This is a genomic window from Streptomyces sp. Ag109_O5-10 (assembly GCF_900105755.1).
Classification (GTDB): Bacteria; Actinomycetota; Actinomycetes; order Streptomycetales; family Streptomycetaceae; genus Streptomyces.
Genome location: NZ_FNTQ01000001.1, coordinates 2,345,102 through 2,368,502, shown reverse-complemented (window position 1 = coordinate 2,368,502; position 23,401 = coordinate 2,345,102). Strand labels below are relative to the sequence as shown.

The window sequence follows — 23,401 nt, the reverse complement described above, 5'->3', positions numbered from 1 at the left end:
GTGGTGTTCCTCGTCAGGGTGCGGGCGGGGCTTCGGCGGGGCGGCGGGCCGTGTGCAGCAAGGGAGCCCAGGCGGTGGCGTCGGTGAAGTCGCCGGTGCCGGTGGGGACGGTGTCCATCACGACGCGGTCGGGGCGCAGCAGGGCGGCGTCGGCCCGGCCGCGTGCCAGCCAGGCGGCCAGGGTGCCGTCGTCGTCCAGGTCGTCGACATGGATCACGGATGCGCCCAGGGCCGCGGCCACGCCCGTCATGTGTGCCGTGGGCGGCACGCCGGTCAGCAGCGCGAAGGAGTGCCCGAGGATGTCGTCGAGGCGCTCTCGCGTGCCGCCGTACCGCACCCAGGGCTGCGGACAGAAGGTACCGGCCAGCGAACGGCCGGACAGCCGTGGACGGCGTCGTACCAGCGGGTTCGCGGTCAGTGCGGGGCTGAGGTCGCGGCTCACCGCCGCGGTCACGCCGGGGATGCGGCAGGCCGCGCCCACCACGGCCCGGCGGATGGCCGCACCGCGGTCCTGTCCGCCGGTCATGGCCCAGCCGACGGCGACCGCCAAACGGATCACACGGCGGGCGTGTGGCTTGCGCTCTCGCTGGTAGGTGTCCAGCAGCCGGTCGTCCGCACCGTGTCGAAGGACGCGGGCGAGTTTCCAGGTGAGGTTGTGGGCGTCGCGCAGGCCCGCGCACAGGCCCTGCCCGATGAAGGGCGGGGTGAGGTGTGCGGCGTCGCCCAGCAGGAAGACGCGTCCTCGGTGCCACCGGTCGGCGAGGCGGGCCCGGAAGGTGTACCGCGCCTGCCGGATCACCTCGAAGTCGCCGCCCCCGCGGGCAGCGGAGGGCAGGTCGACCCAGGGGGCGACCAGCTCGCGCACCTGCTCCAGCGCTTCCGGGCCGTCCAGGGACGCGTCCTCGGCCAGCCGGAACTCCCAGCGGTAGCGGTCTTCGCCGACTCGCATGAAGGTGGCCGGGCGGGTGGGGCAGCAGATCTGCTCGGCGCCTTCCCAGGTGCGCACCGGGAGGCTGGTGCGCGCGTCGATGACCCGCCAGCTCTCCTCGAAGTGCAGGTCCTCCCATACGGCGCCGATGGCGTCGCGGGTGAGGCTGCCCGCGCCGTCGCAGCCGAGGACCGCGTCGGCCCACAGATGTTCCTCCTCGTCGCTGCCCTCGCGGCGGAAGGTCACCCGCACCGGACCCGCGACAGTGGGCGAGGCGTCGCCGCCCTGGGTGACGGACACCACCTCCACCCCGCCCCACAGCTCGCACTCGGGGCGGCGGGCCAGGGCTTCGCGCAGCAGCCGTTCAAGTTCCGGTTGGTCGAACATGCTGGTCTGCGGGAAGCCGTGGTGGCCGTCCAGGGACCGCGGGAACTCGGCGATCACACGCCGCCGGGCGTCCAGCAGCCGCAACCCGGGCGCCGGCCGGGCGAGGGCGGCGAACTCCTCGTGGACCCCGACGCTCTGCAGGATCCGGCGAACCTCGTCGTCCACGACCACGGCACGCGGCAAGGGGTAGACGTCCCGGTGGCGTTCGAGGAGCAGGCTGCGCACCCCGTACCGGGCGAGCAGGAGCGCGGCCGTGACTCCCACGGGTCCCGCGCCGATGATGACCACCGGCCTCGGCGATGCGGCGCTCACGTCGCGTCCGCCACGGTCGTCCGCTGCTCGCCCAGGTCGATCCGCCCGCCGGGGGTGGCGATCGTGGCGGTGACGAGGTCACCGTCGCGCAGGTAACGGGGGTTCTTGGCCTGGCCCTTGAAGAACGCCTTCCACTTCAGTGCGGGCGGCAGCAGGGCGGCGATCTTCTCGACGGGCTTGGGCGGGGCCTTCAGGGCGGTGCCGCCGGGGGTTCCGGTGAGCAGCAGGTCGCCCGGGTCGAGGGTCTGGAAGCGGGCGAGCAGGGTGAGTGCCTGCGCCGGTCGGACGATCATGTCGGCGAGGGTGCGGTCCTGGCGCGGCACCCCGTTGACCGACAGCCGCAGCCGCAGGTTCGGCAGGTGGGCGAAGTCCTCCGGCTCCAGCAGGGCCAGGTAGGGGCCGGTCGGGGTGAAGGTCGGGTAGGACTTGCTCTCGTAGAACTGGGTCTTGGTCAGCTGGACGTCGCGGGCGCTGACGTCGTTGGTCAGGACGAGGCCGGCGACGTAGCGGGAGAGGTCCTGCTCTTCGACGACGGTGCCCACGGGCAGCGGCGCGCCCATGACGAGGCCGAGTTCCACCTCGTAGTCGAGGAAGTTCACGTGCGCGGGGCGGACGATCGGCTCGTGCGGACCGCTGACCGAGCCGGACGCCTTGCGGAAGAAGGTGGGCGGGATGTCGCCGGTGAAGCCCGAATCCTTCGCGTGGCTGCGGTAGTTGACCATCTGGGCCACCACCCGGCAGGGGGTGGTGACCGGGGGCAGTGCCACCAGGTCGGCGACGGGCGTGCCGCTGTCGTCGCCGGTGGCGGCGTCGCGGACCGCGTCGCGGTCGGCGATCAGTTCGGCGGTGGTGACCGCCTTGGTCTCGATGCGGACGGCGCGCTCGCCCCGGACGGCCCACCAGCCGTCGGGGGTGTGCAGAACGTTGGTGCTCATGAGCTCATCGCTTTCATCAGGCCCAGCAGGCGTGCGGGGTCGAGTTCGTTGTCGCCGCGCAGGGCCGTCATGACCTCGCGGAGCTTGGCGGGGGAGGGGCTCGCGCCCAGGAAGTCGCGGGTGACCGGCGGCCCCCACTGCGCGAGGCCGCTCGCCGACATCGGCGCCCAGCCGGGTTCGAGGTCGCGGCAGAACAGGTCGCCGTCGGCGAAGTGCTCCAGCATGAAGCGGTCGGGGTCGCGCCAGTAGTCGAAGAGCTGGCTGCCCTGGATGTGCCGGCCGATGCCCCAGCTGCGCCGGTAGCCGCGCTCGGCCAGGTACTCGCCGCCGGCGGCGATCGCGTCCAGGTCGGTGACCTGGTAGGCGGAGTGGACGTACCCGGTGCCGGGCCCCAGATGCAGGGCGAGGGTGTGGTGGTCCACGGGCCTGCTGCCCTGGTCGCAGCGGATGAACGCCATGGTCGGCCCGCGCCCGCGCTGCCCGTCCAGGAACAGGAAGTCGGACACGATCATCCCGAGGGTGTCCAGGTACCAGTCCAGGGCCCGCGTGAACACCCGTGTCTCCAGCACCACGTGCCCGAGCCGCTGAATACGCGACGGCTCGCGGGGCGGCCGCTGGGTGGCGTTCGTACGGCGGCCCTCGGTGCCGGTGTTGAGGATCAGCGGCTGCTGCCCCGGCAGGGCGGGCAGCTGTTCGGTGCCGTGCACGACCCGGACCGGGAAGCCGGAGGGATCGAGCAGGGTGACCGCCTGTCCGCCGCCGGGTGCGTCGGCGTCCCGGACGTCGCAGCCCGTCGCGCGGGCGAGCCGGTCGAGATCGGCGCGTTCCGCCGCGCGGAACGCCGGCCCGAGGAAGCGGGACGCCGGCCCGCGGCGGATGACCATGCAGGGGGAACCGGCGAACGTGCCGCGCAGCCACAGTTCCCGCTCGGTGCGGGCGGCGACGGCGAATCCGAAGTCGCGAGCGAACACCTCGGCCCGGTCGAGGTCCGGCTTCTCGAACTCCAGCCAGGCCAGGTCCGCCACCTTGACGACGGGGTTCCGCGCGCGTCCGGGGTGCTCACCGCGCAGGCCGCCCAGCTCGCTGTGGAGATCTCGGTGGGGCGTCTGGAGATCGGCCCTGTCAACAGGGGTGTGGGACATGGTGTCCTCCAAGCAACATTGCCGTAATGAGGAAATCATCAACTTTGCGGACTCTCATCGTCAATAGAGTCAGGCCAAAGAAGTGATGGAATCATCAGTCATGCGGCAGTCATCGGTACGGTGGTTAGACTCGTCGTATGCCGACGTCAGCCCCGCCCAGGAACCGCTTCGAACGGCGCCGCGCCGAGACCCGTCAGGCGCTGATCCGCGCGGCCCGGCAGATCCTCGCGGAGACCGGGGACACCAGCGCCAGCATCCAGGCCATCGCCGAGCGCGCGGACGTCGGCTTCGGCTCGTTCTACAACCACTTCGAGTCCAAGACGGAGCTGTTCGACGCCGCGGTGGCAGACGCGCTGGACGAGTTCGGCCAGGCGATCGACGAGCTCGCGCAAGGCATCGACGACCCCGCCGAGCTCGTCGCCGCGGGTTTCCGGCTCGCCGCCCGGATGGCCGACTCCCACCCCGAGCTCATGCGGATCCTGCGCGATCGCGGCCTGGCCCACATCCACTCCGAGCGTGGCCTGTCCCCGCGAGCGCTCCGTGATCTGGAACGCGGCATCGCCTCGGGCCGCTTCACCGGTACCGACCCGACCACGGCGCTGTCCGCGCTGGGCGGGACCCTGCTGTCCCTGGTGGCGCTGCGGCTGGCCCGCCCCGACCTGGACGGTGACGAGGCCGCCTCCGACCTGGCCGCGATGGTCCTGCGCATGCTGGGCCTCCCCCCGGACGAGGCGCACGAGGTCACCCGGCGCCCGCTGCCCGACATCGTCTGAGCGCGGACCCGGTCCACGGCCCCGGCAGCGCTCCGGTCACGGAATCACCGCAGCACGGCAGCCACGTGCTCGTGCAACTCCATGGCCGAGGACGCCGTGTTGCGGCGTGGTCAGGAGCTGTGGCGCGACAGGAAGCCGGTGAGGTAGCTCATCGTCTTCGCGATGGACCAGGGCTTCGAGGCGCTGTCGGGTGCGGAGGCGCTCGGCGAGGTGCTCGGCGCGGCGCTCGGTGACGTGCCGATGAGGCCCGCGACGCTGAGGTCTCCGTGGCCGGCTCCGGTGAGCACCTCGCGTTCGGCGTCCACGCCCTTCTTCCTGAGGGCTCTGAAGAGGTTCAGGGTCTGGCTGCGGGGGGCCAGGGCTCGGCCGTGCCGTGCATCAGGAGGAAGGGCGGCGTCGCGGAGGTGATGTGGGTGGCAGGGTCGGTCGCGGCGGGCAGCCGGTTGGTGTGCTGCGCGACGGACCTCGTGGTTCCGGGGCCGTAGACCCACTGCGCGATGGAGTTGCCCGCAGCGTAGTTGAAGTCCTTGGAGGCCTGAACGTGGTCGGCGGCCGGCCGGGAGAGGTCGGCGGGGCCGAACTCGCCCACGACTCCCTGCCCGCGGTCATCTCGTGTCCATGCATCGTGCCTTCTCCCGCAGCAACTCGCCGAGGTCGAGGTGGGCGAGCGCCTTCTCCAACGGCCGGCAGTCGGTGGCCGGGTCGTCGAGGCGGCGCGGAAGTGCTGTTCGGCATCGTCGGTGTCGGTCGGCAGGGCGGTGGCCCGGCCCGCATCAGCGGGCGGCACGGGCCCTGCGCCGGGACGCCCTCGCGCGGGCCGTGCTGCGGGATCCGCCCGTCCTGCCGTTGGGCGAGCCGACCGCGGGACTCGACCGGGCCACCGCCCGCCGCGTCCTGGGCGCCGTCCGCAGGGCCGTTCCCGCCACCGCTTTCGTGATCGCACTGCCCGACCGCGACCACGACCTCCTACTCTTTCCGGTTGACGGCCGGAACGAACTGTCGGCCCGAGTGACGATGGAGCGCGTATGACCGACGAGGCGATGGGTGACGAGGTCTACCAGCCGGACGGTTCGGAGGTGCAGGACGACGCCGGTCTGCTGGACGCCTCGGACACCCTGGACTACCGGGCCGGCGAGGAGGCCCTGGACGAGGGCTACTCGCCGCCGGAGCGGCCCTGGGCCGTGGAGCACACGGGCGTGACCGCGGCGGAGGGACTGCGCGGGGAGACCCTGGACGAGCGCCTCGCCGAGGAGGTGCCGGACGTGGGCGTCCCGGACGGCGACGACCTCGGCGACGCCTGGGACACCGACGGCGAACTCCTCGACGACGAGGTGGGCGACGACCGCGCCGGACGGCTCCTCGCACCCGACGAGGGCGCGCACGAGGTCACCGACTCCGACCTGTTCGCCTCCGACCGGGGTCTGGACGGCGCCGGGGCGTCGGCGGAGGAGGCCGCGATGCACGTGATCCCCGACTCCGAGGACTTCTGAGACGACCTGCACGTGGGCGCGGGGACGGGGTTCCGTCCCCGCGCCCACGTCGTTTCCGGGACGTGCCGCGACGTGTCGACCGCGGCGCCGTCGTGACCGGTCGCGCAGTTCCCCACGCCCCTTCGGGGCGCTGACCGCTCAGCGACGCAACAGGTACTCGTGCTGCCCGGACAGGACCAGTTCGCCCCGCTGGTCGTGCACGGTGGCGGCGGTGATGACGACCCCGTGCCGTCGCCGGCGGGTTCGAGGGCGGTGACGGTCAGCGCGGGACGGAGGGCGTCGCACGGGGGCGCGGCGGCCGTGCCGCCGGGCCCACGCGGCAGGGTCCGGCTGGGTGCGCGGAACACCTCGCCGACCTCCGGGGCGTCGAAGATCCGGGTGGGGACGACGAGGAACCGCTCGGCGTCGAACGCGGCCGCCCCGGAAGGTGCCTGGGAGAGCTCAGGGGACGTCCTCGATCGGGTCGGGTCAGTGGGACGACGGAGGCGGCAGGAACTCCGCGAAGCCGCACGGCCTCGACCGTAGGCACCCACCGCCCGGCCGGATGCCTCGTGGCGCGCGGCGTCGCGCCGCACAGCGCCAGGGTGAGCGGCGGCCGGCCGGCCCGCGGTGGGGCCGAGGGGCCGGGTCAGGTGATGTGGCGCAGCAGCGCCGCGACGGCCGCCGGGGGCTCTCCCGGCGGCCGTACCACCATCACCTTCCAGCTCGGCGCGTGCCGGGCGAACCGGTAGGTCGTCAGGTCCGGGAAGCGGTGGGCGATGGTCGGCGGCATGATGCAGACGCCGAGGTCGGCCCGGACCAGTTCGGAGGCGGCCACGATGTCGTTGACCTCGAAGGTCGTGGCGCGTTCGACGCCGGCCGCCCGGAACGCGCGGTCGGCCGCGTCCCGGATCGCCCAGCCGGGGGTGAACTCCACCTGCGGCAGCTCGGCGATGTCGGCCAGGTGGACCGTGCCCTCGGCCGTGAGGCTCCGGCGCGGCGAGGCCACCAGGACCATCTCCTCGCGGGCCAGCAGCCTGGTCACCAGACCGCGCTGCTGCTGGCGGTCCAGCGCCACCACCGCCAGGTCCACCGTGCCCTCGCGCAGCGCCTGCCGGATGTCGGTGACCGCCTCCTGCCGCAACTGCACCAGCACGCGCGGGTGTTCCTCCCGCAGCGCGGCCAGCGCGTGGTGCAGGTTCGCCCACACGCCCTGCATCGTGCCGACCGTCACCCGGCCGCGCAGCTCGCCCTTCGCCGCGTCGACCGCCTCGCGGGCCAGCTCGGCGGCGCGCAGGGCCTGCCGGGCCGCCGGGACGAACGCCTCGCCGGCCGGGGTGAGCCCGACCCGGTGCGTGGTCCGGGTGAACAGCGGGGTGCCGAGTTCACGTTCCAGGGCGCGGACCGTGCCGGAGACGGCGGACTGGACCACGTTCAGCCGCCGCGCGGCCGCTGTGAACCCGCCCGCGTCCGCCACGGCGACCACGACTTCCATCTGCCGCAGGTCCATGATCCGCTCCCGGTGGCACGGCGCCCGCCTCGGTACGGCGGCGATCTCCGCCGCATCCTAGGCAGGCGTCCGCCGCTCCCGGGCTCTCTCCGGCGCGGACCAGGGGAGGGCGTGCCGTGGAAGCGGCCCTCGGCGCTCTACGCCGGGCGCTTCGCGCCGGTCCGGCGCTCGGTGAGCCAGTACAGCAGGCCCAGCACCGGCAGGACGGCCCCGAACACGCTGACCGCGCTCCAGCCGCCGGACCGGTAGGCGATCGAGCCGAGCTGGGAGCCGAGGGCGCCGCCGATGAAGAAGATCGCGATGAAGGCACTGTTCAGGCGTGCCCGGGCGAGGGGATCGAGTTGGTAGACGGTGTGCTGGCCGAGGATCAGGCTGGTCTGCACGGCCATGTCGAGGGCGACGGCCGCGAGCCCGATCAGGACGACGCTGTGCTGGCCGAACCCGGCGATCGCGAAGGCCACCGTGGCGAGGCCGAACGCGGCACCGGTCATCCGCCGGGTCAGCCCGCGGTCGGCCCAGCGCCCGGCGAACGGGGCGACGGCCGCACCGGCCGCGCCGACCAGCGCGAACACCCCGACCCCGACGGCCGAGTAGCGGAAGCCGGGCCCGGTCAGGAGGTAGGAGACGGTGGTCCAGAAGGCGCTGAAGGCACCGAACATCGCGGCCTGGTAGAGGCCCCGGCGCACCAGCGCCGGGTGCGTGCGCACCATCGCCGCCGTGGAGCGCAGCACGCGGTGGTACGCCACGCAGGTGGTCGGCGCCTGCTTGGGCAGGGCCAGCCGCAGGGCCACGCCCAGCAGGGCCATCAGGACGGCCGAGCCGAGATAGACGACGCGCCAGCCGGCCACACTGGAGACCAGGCTGCTGAGCGTCCGCGACAGCAGGATGCCGGTGAGCAGGCCGCTCATCACCCGGCCCACCACCCGGCCCCGGGCGTGGTCGGGCGCCAGGCTCGCGGCGAACGGGACGAGGATCTGGGCCACCACGGAGGTGGCCCCGCTGACCAGCGAGGCGACGAGCAGCATCGGGAACCCGGTCGCGAGACCGGCCGCCACCAGGGCGAGCGTGGTGACCGTCAGGAGCGCGGTGATCAGGCTCCGCTTCTCCAGCCGGTCGCCGAGCGGCACCAGGAAGATCATGCCGATCACGTAGCCGACCTGGGTGAGCGTGATCAGCAGACCCGCGGTGGCCTCGCTGATGTGGAAGACCCCGCGCAGCTCGGACAGCAGGGGCTGGGCGTAGTACAGGTTCGCGACCGTCATGCCGGAGGCGACGGCGAACAGCGCGATCAGCCAGCCGGGCACCCCGTGGGCGGCGTCGGCGGCCTCCCGGTGCGGAGAGCGTATTTCGGACGACGACATCTGGGACACGGGACCTTTCCTCGCAGGAGGTGTGCTCTCGGTATGCGTAAGCGCTCCGGCACCCGTCATGCTTCCCCCTTCACGGCGATGGTTCGGGATGTCTGTCATCTTGGTCGGAGATGGCCTGCCCGTGTCCACAGGGCTCTGCCGCCGTCCAGCTTCGCCACGAGGAGGTCGCGGCGTTCGCGGCCGGCGCCGCGGCCCGGCCCACCGGCCGCCTCACCGCCTGCGCCGGCTCCGGCGGCCCCGGCGACCTGGCGATGGCCCGGCGCGCGGACGCGCAGGTCACCGAGGTGAAGGCGGGCCACCTGTCCCTCGTCACCCGCCCCGACGCGGTCACCCGCCCCATCGAGGAGGCGGCAGGATCGGCCGGCCGACCCCTGGGGCAAACGGCGCACCCCGCACGGGTGACGCCGAGCGGGCCGCGCACCGGTGCCCACCGGGCGCGGTCCGTCCGCGTGTAGGTACATGTCATGCGGACAGCGGCGAAGAACGTACGAGCTCGAATGCGATCCCCCTGGACCTGGACGGCCCTCGCCGCGGTGACGGGCGTGTGCGGTGCGCTGCCGTTCCTCCTCGCCGGCGGCGACGACCCCCGCCCGCTCTCCGCGGACGAGGCCCGGCGCATGGCCCTCACCCCGCTCCGCGCGTACCGGGACAGCCCGGCCGAGGTGACGGTACGGGCTCCGCTGCCCGGGGGTACGGCCGTGGTCCGCGCGGTGGTCGACGAGCACCGGCACCGTGCGGTGGGCTGGTTCGACACCGGGGACGCGGCGGAGCGGCGGCTGCTGGCGTGGGACGGCGCCGGGCTGGAGGTCGCCCACCCCAAGGCGGACGGCAGCGCGGGCCCGCCGGCGCGACCGGCGTCGACGGCGGAGGCGGTACGGGATGCCGCGCGGCTACGGCCGACGGCGTGGATCCGCCGCCGCTACGGGCCGGCCTCGCTGGACACGGCCCTGCGGCTGACGCTGTCGCTGGCCGCCGCCCGCCCGGACGACGCGCACCGGATCGCCCGCTCGGGCCGTCGCCACCTGGGCACCGACCGGATCGACGGCCGCCGCTACGACGTCTTCTCCGCCGGCGACGCCCCGCTGAGGTACTGGATCGACAGGGCGGGACGACTCCGCAGGGTCAGGGAGGACCTGGACGACGACCGCACGATCGTGGTCGACGTGACGCGGGCGCGGGTACGGACGGCGGTGCCGGAGGGCCCGTGGGCGAAGAGCTGAGCTGGGGCCGGGGGACGGGGACGCTCACCGGCGCTCGCAGGGTGCCACCGCGCCCACCCGTGCCGCCCCGGCGGGACGACTGCCCGCGGCCGATGCTTTCAGGGGCGCGGGAACCGCGCGCTCAGCCCCCACCGGGCCGCACCCGGACGACTCGGTGAACCGGCGCGCACCACCTGTGAGTTGAGCGCACCCGCTGTGCATCGCCGTACCACTCCCCGACAGGTCGTCGCCGGCTGCGAGGATGATGCGCCATGACGGCAGGACGGTGCGCACGCACGACGCGGTCCGCGGTGTTCGCGGCCGTCTGCGTGCTGCTCGCCGCCCTGGGCCACGTCCTGATGTCCGGCAGCCGGGTACCCGCCTGGGCGCTGGCCGCCGCCCTGGCGCTCACCGGCACCCTCGGCTGGGCCCTGTCGGGTCGCGAACGCGGGCTGCCGCTGGTCGTGTCCGCCGCAGTCGGCACCCAGACGGCCCAGCACCAGCTCGTCGGGCTGCCGTACGCGGAGGCCGCCGAGGTCGGCGGCTGCCCCGTCGGCACGGTCCGCTCCCGGGTGGCCAGGACCCGCGAGGCGCTCCGGGATCAGCTGGCCTGAGGCCCCTCGGCCGGTTCGCCGAACGCCTGCAGGATGCGCTCGGCGGCCAGCGTCGCCGTCAACGTGCCCTCTCTGACCTGCTGTTCGAGGCCGGGGGCGGCCGCCCGGACCGCCGGGTGGGCGGTCAGCCGGCCGAGCAGGTCGTCCCGGACCATCGACCAGGTCCAGCCGACCTGCTGCTCACGCCGCTTCCCGGCGAGCCGCCCGGTGGAGTCCAGCAGCGCCCGGTGTTGTTCCAGCCGTTCCCAGACCAGTTCCAGGCCGGTCGACTCCCGCGCGCTGCAGCTGAGCACCGGGGGAGTCCAGAAGGCGTCCTTGCCGTGCATGAGGCGCAGCGCGCCCGCCAGTTCCCGGGCCGCGGACCGGGCGTCGCGCTCGTGCGGGCCGTCCGCCTTGTTGACGGCGATCACGTCGGCCAGCTCCAGGACGCCCTTCTTGATGCCCTGGAGCTGGTCACCGGTACGGGCCAGGCTGAGCAGCAGGAAGGAGTCGACCATGTCGGCGACCGCGGTCTCCGACTGGCCGACGCCGACGGTCTCGACCAGGATCACGTCGTACCCGGCGGCCTCCATGATCACCATCGACTCGCGGGTCGCCTTCGCGACCCCGCCGAGGGTGCCCGCGCTGGGGGAGGGGCGGACGAAGGCGTTCGGGTCGACGGCGAGGCGTTCCATGCGCGTCTTGTCGCCGAGAATCGAGCCGCCGGTGCGCGTGGACGAAGGGTCCACGGCCAGGACCGCGACCCGGTGGCCCAGCCCCGTCAGCAGGGTGCCGAACGCGTCGATGAACGTCGACTTGCCCACGCCCGGCACCCCGCTGACGCCGATCCGCCGGGCCCGGCCGCTGTGCGGGAGCAGCTCGGTGAGCACCTCCTGTGCCGGCGCCCGGTGCTGTGGCCGGGTGGACTCGACGAGCGTGATGGCGCGGGCGATCACCGCGCGCCGCCCGTCGAGCACACCCTTCACATAGGCGTCGACATCGATCACAGGTCGTGCCCGAGTTCCGCCGACAGCCGCTTCACCAGGTCGTAGGCCGCGTCGGGGATCACCGTCCCGGGCGGGAACACGGCCGTGGCACCCATCTCCAGGAGGGTCGGCACGTCCTGCGGCGGGATGACACCGCCGACCACGATCATGATGTCCGCCCGGCCCTCCTCGGCGAGCTGCTCGCGCAGGGCCGGCACGAGGGTGAGGTGGCCGGCCGCCAGCGAGGAGACGCCGACCACGTGGACGTCCGCCTCCACCGCCTGGCGGGCGACCTCCTCCGGGGTCTGGAACAGCGGGCCGACGTCGACGTCGAAGCCGAGGTCGGCGAAGGCGGTCGCGATCACCTTCTGGCCGCGGTCGTGACCGTCCTGGCCCATCTTGGCGACCAGGATGCGCGGGCGGCGCCCCTCGGCCTCGTCGAACGCGTCGACCAGGGCCCGGGTGCGGTCCACGTTCGGGGACTCGCCTGCTTCGTTGCGGTACACACCGGAGATCGTACGGATCTGGCTCGCGTGCCGGCCGTACACCTTCTCCAGGGCGTCCGAGATCTCGCCGACGGTCGCCTTGGAGCGGGCCGCGTGCACCGCCAGTTCCAGCAGGTTGCCGTCGCCGTCCGCGGCCCGGGTCAGCGCGTCGAGCGCGTCCTGGCAGGCCGTCTCGTCCCGCTCCGCGCGCAGCCGCCGCAGCTTCTCGATCTGCTGGGCGCGCACCGAGGAGTTGTCGACCTTGAGGACCTCGATCTGCTCGTCGCTGTCCACCCGGTACTTGTTGACGCCGATCACCGGCTGCCGCCCGGAGTCGATCCGCGCCTGGGTGCGGGCCGCCGCCTCCTCGATACGCAGCTTGGGAATGCCGGCGTCGATCGCCTTGGCCATGCCGCCCGCCGCCTCGACCTCCTGGATGTGCGCCCAGGCCTTGCGGGCGAGGTCGTACGTCAGCCGTTCCACGTAGGCGCTGCCGCCCCACGGGTCGATGACCCGGGTGGTGCCCGACTCCTGCTGGATGAGCAGCTGGGTGTTGCGGGCGATCCGTGCCGAGAAGTCGGTGGGGAGCGCGAGCGCCTCGTCGAGGGCGTTGGTGTGCAGGGACTGGGTGTGGCCCTGGGTCGCCGCCATCGCCTCGACACAGGTGCGGGTGACGTTGTTGAAGACGTCCTGCGCCGTCAGCGACCAGCCCGAGGTCTGCGAATGGGTGCGCAGGGAAAGGGACTTGGTGTTCTGCGGCTCGAACTGCGCGACCAGCTTCGCCCACAGGAGCCGGGCCGCCCGCAGCTTGGCGATCTCCATGAAGAAGTTCATGCCGATCGCCCAGAAGAAGGACAGCCGGGGCGCGAACGCGTCGACGTCCAGGCCGGCTTCGCGGCCCGCGCGGATGTACTCGACGCCGTCCGCGAGCGTGTACGCCAGCTCCAGGTCGGCCGTGGCACCGGCCTCCTGGATGTGGTACCCGGAGATGGAGATCGAGTTGTAGCGCGGCATCCGCTGCGAGGTGTACGCGAAGATGTCGGAGATGATCCGCATCGACGGCTTCGGCGGATAGATGTAGGTGTTGCGGACCATGAACTCCTTGAGGATGTCGTTCTGGATGGTCCCGGCCAGCTTCTCGGGCGGTACGCCCTGTTCCTCCGCCGCCACGATGTAGAGGGCGAGCACGGGGAGCACCGCGCCGTTCATCGTCATCGACACGGTCATCTTGTCCAGCGGGATGCCGTCGAACAGCTGGCGCATGTCGTAGATCGAGTCGATGGCCACGCCCGCCATGCCGACGTCACCGGTCACCCGCGGGTGGTCGCTGTCGTAGCCCCGGTGCGTGGGCAGGTCGAAGGCGACCGACAGGCCCTTCTGGCCGGCCGCCAGGTTGCGCCGGTAGAACGCGTTGGACTCCTCGGCGGTGGAGAAGCCCGCGTACTGGCGGATGGTCCAGGGCTGGTTGACGTACATCGTCGGGTACGGGCCGCGCAGGTACGGCGCGATGCCCGGGTAGGTCCCGAGGAAGTCGAGGCCCTCCAGGTCACGGCCGGTGTAGAGCGGCTTGACCCCGATGCCCTCGGGGGTCTCCCACAGCGGCAGGTCACCGCCGGCCGCCAGCCATTCGCCGGGGCTGCCGTCGGTGACGGGGGTCCCCAGTTCGATGCCGGAGAAGTCGGGGATTCCCATCAGGACACTCCCATGCGGTCGAGGGTCTCGGACAGCACGGCCACGGCGTCGCAGCCCGCGAAGACGCAGGAGTCGACACCGGCGAACTCGCCGCGGCCCGCGAGGACCACGTGCCGGGCACCGGCCGCCTTCAGCGACGCGGCGGCCTGCGCGGCCTGTTCGGCGTAGAGGGCGTCGCTGGAGCAGAGCACCGCCTCGGTGGCGCCGCTCTCCTCGAAGCTGCCCTCGGTGACGGGTTCGATGCCGCCGGCCTGGAAGAGGTTGGCGGCGAAGCCGGCGCGCGCGGTGTACGCGGCGGCCGGACCGAGCGTGGCCAGGTAGATCCGGGGGCGGCTGCCGGTCGCCGCGAGATGGGCGTCCGAGCGGGCGCGCAGTTCCTCGTACGCCTCGTCGCGGCGGACCCGGGGGAGGCCGCCCGACGGCGGCTCGGGTGCCGGTTCGCGCACGACCGGCTTCTCGGCGAGGAACGGGAACTCGCTGACGCCGGTGACGGGTTCACGGCGCTTGGCGAGCTTCTTGGAGCGCTCGGCCCAGGTGGTCGCGAGGTCGGTGCGCAGGCGGCCGGAGCGCAGCACGGCCGCCTGGCCGCCGTCCCGCTCGATGGTCCGGAAGAACTCCCAGGCCGCGTGGGCGAGTTCGTCGGTGAGCTTCTCGACGTACCAGGAGCCGCCCGCCGGGTCGACGACCCGGGCCAGGTGGGACTCCTCGATGAGGATCGTCGAGGTGTTGCGGGCGATCCGGCGGGCGAACGCGTCGGGCAGGCCGATCGCGTGGTCGAACGGCAGCACGGTGACGGAGTCGGCGCCGCCCACCCCCGCGGCCAGCGTCGCGACCGTCGTACGGAGCATGTTCACCCACGGGTCGCGGCGGCTCATCATCACCGGCGAGGTGACCGCGTGCTGCACCTGCGCGCCCGCGCCGGCCGCCCCGCTGACCTCGGCGACCCGCGCCCACAGCCGGCGGGCCGCGCGCAGCTTGGCGATGGTCAGGAACTGGTCGGCGGTCGCCGCGTACCGGAACTCCAGCTGCCCGAGGGCCTGTTCGATGCCGAGGCCGGCCTCGGTCAGCTCGCGCAGGCAGGCCACGCCGGTGGCCAGCGAGGCGCCCAGTTCCTGCGCGGCCGAGCCGCCCGCCTCGTGGTACGGCAGCGCGTCCACGGTCAGCGCGCGCAGGCCCGGGAACTCCGCGGCGCAGCGCTTCGCCAGTTCGGCGGCGGGCGCGAAGGGCAGCGCGGTGCCGGTGCGCGCCTCGTACCCCAGCGGGTCGGCGCCCAGGTTGCCGCGGACCGCCTTGGGGTCGACGCCCTTCTCGTCGTACAGCCGGAACAGCTCGGCCGCCGCCGCCTCGGTGTCCTGGCCGGCGTCCAGGACCACCGGGGCGAGGTCCAGGTAGACGCCGTCGAGGGCGCGGGCGAGGCCGGACACGGGGATGCCGCCCCGGCCCGCGACCAGCCAGAGCGAGGTGACGCCGTTCTCCAGGTCGGCCAGGAGGGCGCCGTCGGGAGCCGCCGTGTGCCGCTGCCGTACATCCCAGCCGTCCGCGACGCCGCCCTGAGGACGGCCGCCGCGCACGTACGGCGCGAAGCCGGGCAGACCGGGGTCGGGTGCGGAGTCGCGCGCGGTGTACAGGGGACGGGTGCGCAGCCCGTCCTCCAGCGTCGTGGACAGGGCGTCCTCGGCTGCCTCGCCCGAGACTTCCCTGCCGGACTTGCGCAGCACACCCTCGACCAGGCGTTGCCACTGCTCTTGCGTCGCGTCAGGGAACTCGGCGGCCAGTGAGAGCCCGTCGTCAGGCAGGACCGTCATGCTCGGATGCTAGGGCAGAGCGCCAAAAGTGCACGGGTGGCAGGGCTGTGACCTTGCCCTCTCCGTGGTTGTGACCTGCGCCTCCCGGGGGTGAAGTGGCCGGATTTCCACGGTCAGGGCGTGTCGCCGGCGAGCTCCGGGATCAGCGCGCACAGCGCCTTGCGCTGCTCCGGACCGATGACGTGCCCGACCGCCTGGCCGACCGTCTCGGCGAGGGCGGCGGAGGCGTCCCGGATCTGGCGGCGGGCCTTGTCGGTGAGGGCGACCTCGATGCCCCGCTTGTCCCCGCAGGCGGCCTTGCGGGTGACCAGACCGGCGTGCTGGAGGCAGGCGATCTGGTAGGTGAGGCGGGTCTTCGGGCGGCCCAGGAGCTCGGCGATCCGGGTCATCCGCAGCCCCTCGCCCGGTACCTCGGCCAGCAGGCACAGGATCAGGAACTCGTCGTGCGAGACGTCCAGGGTCTCCTTCACGACCGAGCGCAGCCGCTGCTCCACGGCACCGGTCGCGGCCAGCAGCAGCATCCAGGCGCGCAGTTCGGCCGGGAGCAGCCCGCCGCCCGCGGGGGACGGGCATTCGGGCAGCTCTGCGGGGTGTTCCTGGGCGGCGGCCATGGCGTCGAGTCTACCTGTTGTCCAAATTTGGATATTGGGCTAGCGTGCAGCCGTCCCTGTAGTCATCCAAATTTGAACCATCAATGAATCGGAGTACGGCCATGACCGTCACCGTGGAAACCGGCCTCTGGCAGCTCGACCCGACCGCCTCCACCGTCGCCGTCCGGCACAAGACCTTCTGGGGCCTGGTCGCCGTCAAGGGCACCTTCGCGGGCGTCACCGGCCGGGGCGAGGTCACCGCCGACGGCACCGCCACCGGAACCGTGACGATCGGCGCGGCCTCCCTGGACACCGGGAACAAGAAGCGCGACGAGCACCTGCGCTCGGCCGACTTCTTCGACGCCGGCAACCACCCGGAGATCACCTTCGCGGTGCGCAGCGCCCGGCACACCGGTGACGAGGTCCAGGTCGACGGGCAGCTGACCGTCCGGGGCGTCAGCAGGCCGCAGAAGGCCACCGCGAAGCTGGTCTCGGCGGACGCCGACGGGCTCACGCTGGAGGCCGAGTTCCAGGTGGTGCGCGAGGAGTTCGGCATCACCTTCAACCAGATGCGCATGATGGGCGGCCCGACGACGGTGACCGCCACCCTGCGCTTCACCCGCACGGCGGCCTGAAGCGCAGGGTGAGGGGCGCTGGGGGCACCGCCGGCCGAAGGCGCTTCCGGCGGAGCGCCCCGGCATCCGGCAGAGCGCTCAGCGGGCCGTCCTGCGGAGCTTGACGTCCTTGCTGGACAGCGTCTGCGGGTCCGCGGTGAAGGCGCGCAGCCGGATCCGCGTGCTCGGCTTGGCGGGGATGCCGAACCGGCCGTTCGACGGCTTGATCTCGACACTCGCCGTGCCGTGCCCGGGGATCGTCGCCGGACCCCGCACCAGCAGCCAGTACTTGCTCATGCCCTGGCCGGTGGTGAGCGTGTAGTGCGGGGTGAGCGGGACGCTCCCCGTGTTGACCACCTTGAGCGTCATCGCCCTGACCACCTCGGCCTGGTGCCCGGTGCGCCGCAGAGCGGTGATCTCCATCCGCAGCGGCGGCCGCCCGGACGCCGCGAGCGCCGCGCTCACCAGAGCCGGGGTCAGCAGCAGGACGACCGTCGCGATCAGGGCGGGGCGGCGGCGGGGCCCGGACAGCAGGGCCGGGCGCGGCTGCCAGGCGTGCTCGAACTCCGAGAGCGGGACGGTCACGGCCGCCGCCAGCCACAGCGGGGTCATCATCAGGTAGTAGCCGTCCTGGGAGCGGGTCGCCAGGAAGAACGCGAGCCAGGGCAGCACGGTCGCCGCCGGGCCCAGACGCCGCACGAAGAACACGAACAGGGCCAGCAGGGCCGCCGCCAGGAGCATGCTCGCGTGCGAGTACCAGTCGATGCGGTCGCTGCCGTCCGTGTAGTAGAGCGTGATGTCCACCAGGCCCTGGCCGTGCACCACGGCACCCTGGGTGAGCGGCAGCGCGATCCCGCCCAGCCAGCGGCCGGGCTCGGAGGCGATGAAGTACGCGCTGATCAGCAGCCACACCGTGACGGCCACGCCGGTGACCCGCAGCACCACCAGGGCGGCGGCCCGGCCGCCCAGTTCCCCGCGCCGCACGGCGTAGACGCCGGCCAGCAGGAACGGTGTGACGAACCACGGCAGCTGCTGGGCCGCGCACGCGGCCCCCAGGCACGCGGCCCGCGCGATCCCGGCCGCGCCCAGCCGGCCGCCCTGCCCGATCCGTGGCCAGCGCACCACCACCGGGATCAGCAGCGCCAGGGCGATGACCGCCGGGTAGCCGACCCGGGAGTACGTGGAGAGGAAACCGAAGCCCAGGCAGGACAGTGTCGCCGCCGACCGCCACGGGACCGGGAGCATCCGCCACAGCGCGACCGTGCCGGCGATCAGGGCGCCCGCGCACACCGCCGTCGCGGGGGCGCCCTGGTGACCGAGCCACAGGAACGGGACGGTCAGCAGCAGGGCCAGCGGGGGATAGCCGTAGGTGTAGTCGTAACTCCCGCCTATGGTCGGCGTCAGGGCGACCCCCTTGCCGCCGAACAGCCACGGCCAGGGCTGCCCGTACACCGGGTGGCCGGCGACGAGTTCCCTGGCGGCCTGGGTGGTGAGGACGCCCTCGTCGCCGCCGTTGTGGTTCAGCACCCAGGCGCACAGCGCCAGCGTCACCGCCGTGACCAGGACCACCAGGTCGAGGCGGGCCAGCGACCGGGTGCTGCGGACGGTCAGTGTCAGCACCCCGGTCACCAGGATCGAGACGTAGCAGAGGGAGATCAGGGCCCCCAGGACCTGGTGGTGCGTCACCGCCTGCGTCCACGCCGACCGGGTGCCGATGAACAGGCCGATGTCGGCGAGGAGGGTCAGGACGCGGTGCCAGGGGGCGGGGGATCCGGCATCGCCCGGAGCGGCGGACACCACCGACTGTGTCCGCCGGTCGGGTGTCACCTGTTGCGTTTCTGCCAAGTGCACGGAGCGGACGGTAATCGCGAGCGGTGAACGGGGCACGTCAGGAGGAGAAGAGTCCGGTGTGAGGGCGGTAAGAGGCCCCTAATGCGCGGCAATCGCCTGAATAGTAACAAGATCTTTCTTTCCGGCCGGGGTGCCTGGAAACGCGCGCGCTTCGTGTCGCTGTTGGGCCGAACGGGTGACTTGGCGTAAGAATTGGCTGGTGCAGGCATCGAGTGCGAGTCAGGTCAGGGGGAGCCGGTGAGCCGTTACGACGTCACCGATGAACAGTGGGAAGGGCTCGCCCAGGTAGTGCCGCTGCGGGGGCGCGACGCCTGGCCGTCGGCGGTGGACCACCGGGCGCTGCCGGACGCGGAGACCGAGACGCGCCGTCGTTTCGTCGTGCTGCGGGTCAACGTCTTCGCCGACGCCCGTGACGTCGCCGAGACGCTGATGGCCGGGATACCGGTCCTGCTCGACCTCACCGGCGCCGAGACGGAGGTCGCCAAGCGCGTCCTCGACTTCAGCACGGGCGTGGTCTTCGGCCTGGCCAGCGGAATGCACCGGGTCGACCGCAACGTCTTCCTCCTCACCCCACCCGGCACGGAGGTCGGCGGGCTGATGGAGGGGGCCGGGGTCTCCGGGGGCTGAGCGCCGGTCCGGCAGGCGACCGGGCCGGTTCGCGGGACCGCGGGGCATCCCCCGATCGAAGGAAGGGCCGACGGGCGGAACGGTTCGCCGGGCAGCCGGAGGCCTACGGTCCGCATATGGCCGTGCCCTCCGCCTCGCCCGCGTCCCGTCCTTCTCCCTCCGCCCGTCCCGCAGCGGGCCATACGCCGTCGCCGTCGCTCCCGCTGCCGTCCGAGGGCGGGGGGCCGTCGACGGCGCCGAACGCGTCCGCGGAGGCCGATGGTCCGGCCCCCGGGCGGCCCCGCCCGGCACGCTCCGGCGCGGCCGCCGGCCTCTCGCATACGCTCCCGCGCGTCCGCTCGGCCCGCACGGACACTCCCCCGGCCGCCGCACCCGCCCCTCTCCCCGCCCCCGCCGCCACCCCTCGTCGTGACCCGCGCCCCCGCGTCACCGAACTCCGGCTGTCCACCTTCGCCCGGCACCGTGGGGCGACCTTTCCCGTCGGGCAGGTCACCCTGTTCGCCGGGCCCAGCGGGAGCGGGAAGAGCACGGCGCTCGCCGCCTACGAAGCGCTCGCCCGGCTCGGGGGCGGCGCCGCGCTCGCGGAGGTCTTCCCGGACCCGGGCGCGCTGGTGCCGGAGGGGGCCCGGCCGGACGCGCAGCGGCGCCGGGGCTTCCGCATCGGCTGTACGGCCGAGGGTGCCGAGGGGCCGGTGCGGCTGGACCTCGCCGTCCAGGCCGAGCCCGAACTGCGCGTCGTCGGCGAACGGCTGACCGCGGGCGGCCTGGTGCTCCTGGAGACCGCGCTGCGCGACCCGAGCCGCCCGGCCGTGCAGGCCGCCTGGCACACCGCGGGCTCCGCACCGGTGACCCGGGCCCCGCTCCCCGACGACCGCCTCGGCACCGCCCTGCTGCCCCTGCGCGTCGCCGGCAAGACGGACGGACAGCGGCGGGTCCTCGCCGCCGCCGAGCAGATGGTCGTCGCCCTGCGGTCGGTGTTCCCCTGCGACCCGCGGCCCGATGGCATGCGCGCCCCCGTCCGCACCGGCTCCGGCCGACTGCTGCGCGGCTGCGACAACCTCGCCGACGTCCTGTGGCGCACCCGCGCCGAATGCGGCCGCCGGCACGGCCTGCTCGTCGACGCGGTGCGAACCGGCTGCGCCGGCCCCGTCGTCGACCTGCTCGCCGAACCGCTCGGCGACGGCACGGTACGGGCGCTCCTCGACCGCGGCGACGGCCGGCGCACGGAACTGGACCGGCTCGGCGACGGCGAACTGCGCTACCTCGCCCTCGCCCTGGTCCTCTTCACCGGGCCCGGCGTTCTGGCGGTCGACGCACCGGGCGAGGTTCCCGACGCCATGCGCGGCCTCACCGTCCTCGCCGACGGCTTCGACCGCGGCCTGGACCCGGGCCAGCGCGCCGAACTCCTGCGTACGGCCGTCCTGATGGGCGAGCGCGGCCACATCCGGCTGGTCGGCGCGGTGAGCGACGCGTCCTGGGCCGAGGCGGCGGCTATCACGGTGGTACACCTGGAAACGTGACCGAAGAACCCCTGGACGTGGCGGGACTCCAGCGCCGGCTGGCCGAGTTCGCCGCCGCCCGCGACTGGCGGCAGTACCACACCCCCAAGAACCTGGCCTCCGCCCTCAGCGTGGAGGCGTCCGAACTGGTCGAGATCTTCCAGTGGCTGACCCCGGAGGAGTCGTCCCGGGTGATGGCCGACCCCGGCACCGCCCACCGGGTCCTGGACGAGGTCGCCGACGTCCTCGCCTATCTCCTGCAGCTCTGCGACGTCCTGGACGTCGACCCGCTGGCCGCGCTGGCCGCGAAGATCGACCGCAACGAGCACCGCTTCCCGCCCGCCTGACGGACCGTCGGGCACCCGAGGCGAGGAGTCCGGCACTCCGGTTTAACACTCAGTAGCCGTGTTCCGCCCGAATCCGAATTGTTGTCCACAGATTTCCGCCTTCCTCTGGCCCCGCGACTCGGGAACCCTCACTCTGGGTAGTGAACTACTGAGTGCGGCAAGGCAGTTCGGACCGACGGGGACGGGGCGACGGATGGACGCGATGCGGCTCATCGGGGCGAGCAGACAGGCGCTGGCGCACGGTGCGGGCGGTCCGGAGATGATGACCGAGGTGTGGCAGGCCCAGGCCCTGGCCCAGGCGATCGGCAGCCGGCTGGCCGTCTCCGGGCCGCCCGAGCTGCGCGGCGAGGCGCTCGGCCTGACCGAGCTGGCGGGCCGCGGCTGCGGCGTGCTGGGCACCCCCGACCTGGACCCCGGCACCCTGCGCGCCGCCCAGCTGACCGAACTGGACGACGCCCGCCAGACCCTGCTGAGCCTCGGCGGCCTCCTCGCCGAGGCCGGCATCGCCCTGGTCGGCATGGCCAGCGTCGCGGCCGACGAGGCGACGTACTGGCAGTGCATGGAAGCCATCGACGCGGCCGACGAGTCCCGGGACCGGGTCCTGGAGATGCTCCGCAAACTGGCGGCCCGGGAGGAGGTCCGTGACGGCTGAGCGTTCCGCTCGAAGAGCCGCGAGGCGTCGTCGTTCGTCCGCGACGCCGCCATGGCTGGTCGCGCTGTTCCTCACCCGGCTTTCGGCCGGGGGGTACCCCCGGCGCCCCTGAAGGCGCCGGGGTGACCGCCCTTTTCAGGGGCGCGGGGACCTGCGCGATCAACCCCCACCGGCCGGTGGACGAACGACGTACCGGCCCCGTCCACCTCGCCCGGCAGCCCTAGGACCTGGGACGCGCCTCCCGGCCGAGATCGGCCTTTTCCCGCGGGGGCCGCTGCAGGTCCGCGTCCAGTGCGGAGAGGTTCGCGTTCAATGCCGCCATGAGCTCCTCCATCTGCTGGAGCAGTCCCTTCGGCTGACCGGACGAGGGGCCACCCTGCTGTGGAACGGACTCTTCGGACAAGACGGCCTCCTCGGCCCCCCGGCCCGCCGTCGGCGGCGGGCCACGAACGACGCGCGGCGACGGCGACCGTCCGGCGCGGGTGCCGGACGGCCCGGCTCCCCCCACCCAACGATCACCGCGGAGGCCGGTCACCGCTCCGCGGGCCCGCCGTTGACGACATTCACCCGGGGTCGGCGGCCCCCGACGGGCGGTGCCGATGCGGTCGACGGGGCGGGGGCCGTGCAGGATAGGTGTATGGACCTTCGTATCTTCACCGAGCCCCAGCAGGGCGCGAGCTACGACACCCTCCTCACCGTCGCCAAGGCCACCGAAGACCTCGGTTTCGACGCCTTCTTCCGCTCCGACCACTATCTGAAGATGGGCGACGTGGACGGCCTGCCCGGCCCCACCGACGCCTGGATCACCCTCGCCGGACTCGCCCGCGAGACGAAGCGCATCCGCCTCGGCACCCTGATGACCGCGGCGACCTTCCGGTTGCCCGGGGTGCTCGCCATCCAGGTCGCCCAGGTCGACCAGATGTCCGGCGGCCGGGTCGAACTGGGGCTCGGCGCGGGCTGGTTCGAGGAGGAGCACAAGGCGTACGGCATCCCCTTCCCGAAGGAGAAGTTCGGCCGTCTGGAGGAGCAGCTGGCGATCGTCACCGGGCTCTGGGAGACCAAGCTCGGCGACACCTTCGACTTCCACGGCACCTACTACGACCTCACCGGCTCGCCCGCGCTGCCCAAGCCCGCCCAGGCGCGGATCCCGGTGCTGATCGGCGGCCACGGCGCCACCCGAACCCCGAAGCTGACGGCGCGGTACGCCGACGAGTTCAACATGCCGTTCGCCTCGGTCGAGGACAGCGAGCGGCAGTTCGGCCGGGTGCGGGCCGCCGTCGAGGCGGCCGGGCGCGGGGCGGACGAGCTGACGTACTCCAACGCCCTCGTCGCCTGTGTCGGCAAGGACGACCAGGAGGTGGCCCGCCGTGCCGCCGCGATCGGCCGCGAGGTCGCCGAACTGAAGGAGAACGGCCTGGCCGGCACCCCCGCCGAGGTCGTCGAGAAGATCGGCCGCTACGCCGAGATCGGCGCCGGCCGCTTTTACCTCCAGATCCTCGACCTCTCCGACCTGGACCACCTGGAGCTGATCTCCGCCCAGGTCCAGTCGCAGCTGTCGTAGCCGCCCGGGTTCGCGCATCCGGCCCGCTGTGACAGGGCTGTGGCCGGAGCTGTGGCTTCCGTCACAGTCGTCCG

General features: G+C 73.3%; 23 protein-coding genes and 1 pseudogene. 11 read left to right on the top strand and 13 right to left on the bottom strand.

All coding sequences use genetic code 11. The features are described 5' to 3' along the window. Window positions 1-13: 13 nt before the first annotated feature. From BLW82_RS10855 to BLW82_RS10845, 3 genes are read right to left on the bottom strand one after another with little or no spacing between them, the layout of a single operon-like run. The gene (locus BLW82_RS10855) at window positions 14-1,627 is read right to left on the bottom strand and encodes a bifunctional 3-(3-hydroxy-phenyl)propionate/3-hydroxycinnamic acid hydroxylase MhpA (RefSeq protein WP_093498589.1); all 1,614 of its coding nucleotides are present in this window, start codon (window positions 1,625-1,627) and stop codon (window positions 14-16) included. Beyond that, the gene (locus tag BLW82_RS10850) at window positions 1,624-2,562 is read right to left on the bottom strand and encodes a fumarylacetoacetate hydrolase family protein (RefSeq protein ID WP_093498588.1); all 939 of its coding nucleotides are present in this window, start codon (window positions 2,560-2,562) and stop codon (window positions 1,624-1,626) included. Before BLW82_RS10850 ends, BLW82_RS10855 begins: the two co-directional genes overlap by 4 nt. After that, window positions 2,559-3,704, bottom strand: a complete 1,146-nt coding sequence (locus BLW82_RS10845; protein WP_093498587.1) for a VOC family protein — start codon at window positions 3,702-3,704, stop codon at window positions 2,559-2,561. The genes BLW82_RS10850 and BLW82_RS10845 overlap by 4 nt, the downstream gene beginning before the upstream one ends. Window positions 3,705-3,841: 137 nt before the next feature. Here BLW82_RS10845 and BLW82_RS10840 point away from each other — a divergent pair, with 137 nt between their 5' ends. After that, entirely contained in the window at window positions 3,842-4,477 is a 636-nt protein-coding gene (locus BLW82_RS10840; RefSeq protein WP_093498586.1) for a TetR/AcrR family transcriptional regulator, read from the top strand. Between the two features lie 110 nt (window positions 4,478-4,587). Here BLW82_RS10840 and BLW82_RS10835 read toward each other — a convergent pair whose 3' ends face one another. Together BLW82_RS10835 and BLW82_RS10830 are read right to left on the bottom strand one after the other, a co-directional pair. Then, window positions 4,588-4,782: a hypothetical protein gene (locus BLW82_RS10835; RefSeq protein ID WP_093498585.1), complete on the bottom strand. Its 195-nt coding sequence runs from the start codon at window positions 4,780-4,782 to the stop codon at window positions 4,588-4,590. A 29-nt stretch (window positions 4,783-4,811) separates the two neighbouring features. Further along, window positions 4,812-5,066: a hypothetical protein gene (locus BLW82_RS10830; RefSeq protein WP_093498584.1), complete on the bottom strand. Its 255-nt coding sequence runs from the start codon at window positions 5,064-5,066 to the stop codon at window positions 4,812-4,814. 436 nt (window positions 5,067-5,502) lie between these two features. On the opposite strand from BLW82_RS10830, the gene BLW82_RS10820 reads away from it, so the two are divergent. Then, window positions 5,503-5,967 (top strand): DUF5709 domain-containing protein, encoded by a 465-nt coding sequence (locus BLW82_RS10820; protein WP_093498582.1) that lies wholly within the window; start codon window positions 5,503-5,505, stop codon window positions 5,965-5,967. A 628-nt stretch (window positions 5,968-6,595) separates the two neighbouring features. On the opposite strand, the gene BLW82_RS10810 is transcribed toward BLW82_RS10820, so the two are convergent. Continuing rightward, window positions 6,596-7,456 carry a LysR family transcriptional regulator gene (locus BLW82_RS10810; RefSeq protein WP_093498581.1) on the bottom strand — a complete coding sequence of 287 codons (861 nt, stop codon included), beginning with the start codon at window positions 7,454-7,456 and terminating at the stop codon, window positions 6,596-6,598. Between the two features lie 137 nt (window positions 7,457-7,593). Beyond that, entirely contained in the window at window positions 7,594-8,817 is a 1,224-nt protein-coding gene (locus tag BLW82_RS10805; protein ID WP_256216198.1) for an MFS transporter, read from the bottom strand. Window positions 8,818-8,969: 152 nt separating this feature from the next. Between BLW82_RS10805 and BLW82_RS45345 the strand changes: the two are divergent. The 3 genes and pseudogenes from BLW82_RS45345 to BLW82_RS10790 all read left to right on the top strand — a co-directional run. Continuing rightward, a pseudogene (locus BLW82_RS45345) lies at window positions 8,970-9,074 on the top strand (thiamine pyrophosphate-binding protein); the annotation flags it as partial. A gap of 249 nt (window positions 9,075-9,323) precedes the next feature. Continuing rightward, window positions 9,324-10,046, top strand: coding sequence for a hypothetical protein (locus BLW82_RS10795; RefSeq protein WP_093498578.1), 723 nt, complete (start codon window positions 9,324-9,326; stop codon window positions 10,044-10,046). A 251-nt stretch (window positions 10,047-10,297) separates the two neighbouring features. Continuing rightward, a complete protein-coding gene (locus BLW82_RS10790; RefSeq protein ID WP_093498577.1) occupies window positions 10,298-10,639 on the top strand; it encodes a sigma factor-like helix-turn-helix DNA-binding protein in 342 nt (113 codons plus the stop codon). Here BLW82_RS10790 and meaB read toward each other — a convergent pair. From meaB to BLW82_RS10770, 4 genes are all read right to left on the bottom strand, one after another. Continuing rightward, window positions 10,627-11,625: a methylmalonyl Co-A mutase-associated GTPase MeaB gene (gene meaB / locus BLW82_RS10785; protein WP_093498576.1), complete on the bottom strand. Its 999-nt coding sequence runs from the start codon at window positions 11,623-11,625 to the stop codon at window positions 10,627-10,629. The genes BLW82_RS10790 and meaB overlap by 13 nt on opposite strands. Next, window positions 11,622-13,781: a methylmalonyl-CoA mutase gene (gene scpA / locus BLW82_RS10780; protein WP_093498575.1), complete on the bottom strand. Its 2,160-nt coding sequence runs from the start codon at window positions 13,779-13,781 to the stop codon at window positions 11,622-11,624. The genes meaB and scpA overlap by 4 nt, the downstream gene beginning before the upstream one ends. Further along, window positions 13,781-15,586 (bottom strand): methylmalonyl-CoA mutase subunit beta, encoded by a 1,806-nt coding sequence (locus BLW82_RS10775; RefSeq protein ID WP_093498574.1) that lies wholly within the window; start codon window positions 15,584-15,586, stop codon window positions 13,781-13,783. The genes scpA and BLW82_RS10775 overlap by 1 nt, the downstream gene beginning before the upstream one ends. A 113-nt stretch (window positions 15,587-15,699) precedes the next feature. Next, entirely contained in the window at window positions 15,700-16,197 is a 498-nt protein-coding gene (locus tag BLW82_RS10770; protein WP_093498573.1) for a MarR family winged helix-turn-helix transcriptional regulator, read from the bottom strand. A 101-nt stretch (window positions 16,198-16,298) separates the two neighbouring features. Here BLW82_RS10770 and BLW82_RS10765 point away from each other — a divergent pair, with 101 nt between their 5' ends. Beyond that, window positions 16,299-16,811, top strand: coding sequence for a YceI family protein (locus BLW82_RS10765; protein WP_093498572.1), 513 nt, complete (start codon window positions 16,299-16,301; stop codon window positions 16,809-16,811). 78 nt (window positions 16,812-16,889) lie between these two features. On the opposite strand, the gene BLW82_RS10760 is transcribed toward BLW82_RS10765, so the two are convergent. After that, on the bottom strand, window positions 16,890-18,590 hold the full coding sequence (locus BLW82_RS10760; RefSeq protein WP_371131486.1) for a hypothetical protein: 1,701 nt from the start codon (window positions 18,588-18,590) through the stop codon (window positions 16,890-16,892). A gap of 288 nt (window positions 18,591-18,878) precedes the next feature. On the opposite strand from BLW82_RS10760, the gene BLW82_RS10755 reads away from it, so the two are divergent. From BLW82_RS10755 to BLW82_RS10740, 4 genes are all read left to right on the top strand, one after another. Beyond that, window positions 18,879-19,268, top strand: coding sequence for a cell division protein SepF (locus BLW82_RS10755; protein ID WP_093498570.1), 390 nt, complete (start codon window positions 18,879-18,881; stop codon window positions 19,266-19,268). A 116-nt stretch (window positions 19,269-19,384) separates the two neighbouring features. Further along, window positions 19,385-20,788 (top strand): AAA family ATPase, encoded by a 1,404-nt coding sequence (locus BLW82_RS10750; RefSeq protein ID WP_093498569.1) that lies wholly within the window; start codon window positions 19,385-19,387, stop codon window positions 20,786-20,788. Then, window positions 20,785-21,114: a nucleotide pyrophosphohydrolase gene (locus BLW82_RS10745; RefSeq protein ID WP_093498568.1), complete on the top strand. Its 330-nt coding sequence runs from the start codon at window positions 20,785-20,787 to the stop codon at window positions 21,112-21,114. Before BLW82_RS10750 ends, BLW82_RS10745 begins: the two co-directional genes overlap by 4 nt. Window positions 21,115-21,307: 193 nt before the next feature. After that, window positions 21,308-21,766 carry a DUF6099 family protein gene (locus tag BLW82_RS10740; protein WP_093498567.1) on the top strand — a complete coding sequence of 153 codons (459 nt, stop codon included), beginning with the start codon at window positions 21,308-21,310 and terminating at the stop codon, window positions 21,764-21,766. A gap of 220 nt (window positions 21,767-21,986) precedes the next feature. Here BLW82_RS10740 and BLW82_RS10735 read toward each other — a convergent pair whose 3' ends face one another. Beyond that, a complete protein-coding gene (locus BLW82_RS10735; protein WP_093498566.1) occupies window positions 21,987-22,169 on the bottom strand; it encodes a hypothetical protein in 183 nt (60 codons plus the stop codon). A 234-nt stretch (window positions 22,170-22,403) separates the two neighbouring features. On the opposite strand from BLW82_RS10735, the gene BLW82_RS10730 reads away from it, so the two are divergent. Continuing rightward, window positions 22,404-23,327, top strand: a complete 924-nt coding sequence (locus BLW82_RS10730; protein ID WP_093498565.1) for an LLM class F420-dependent oxidoreductase — start codon at window positions 22,404-22,406, stop codon at window positions 23,325-23,327. Window positions 23,328-23,401: the final 74 nt, after the last annotated feature.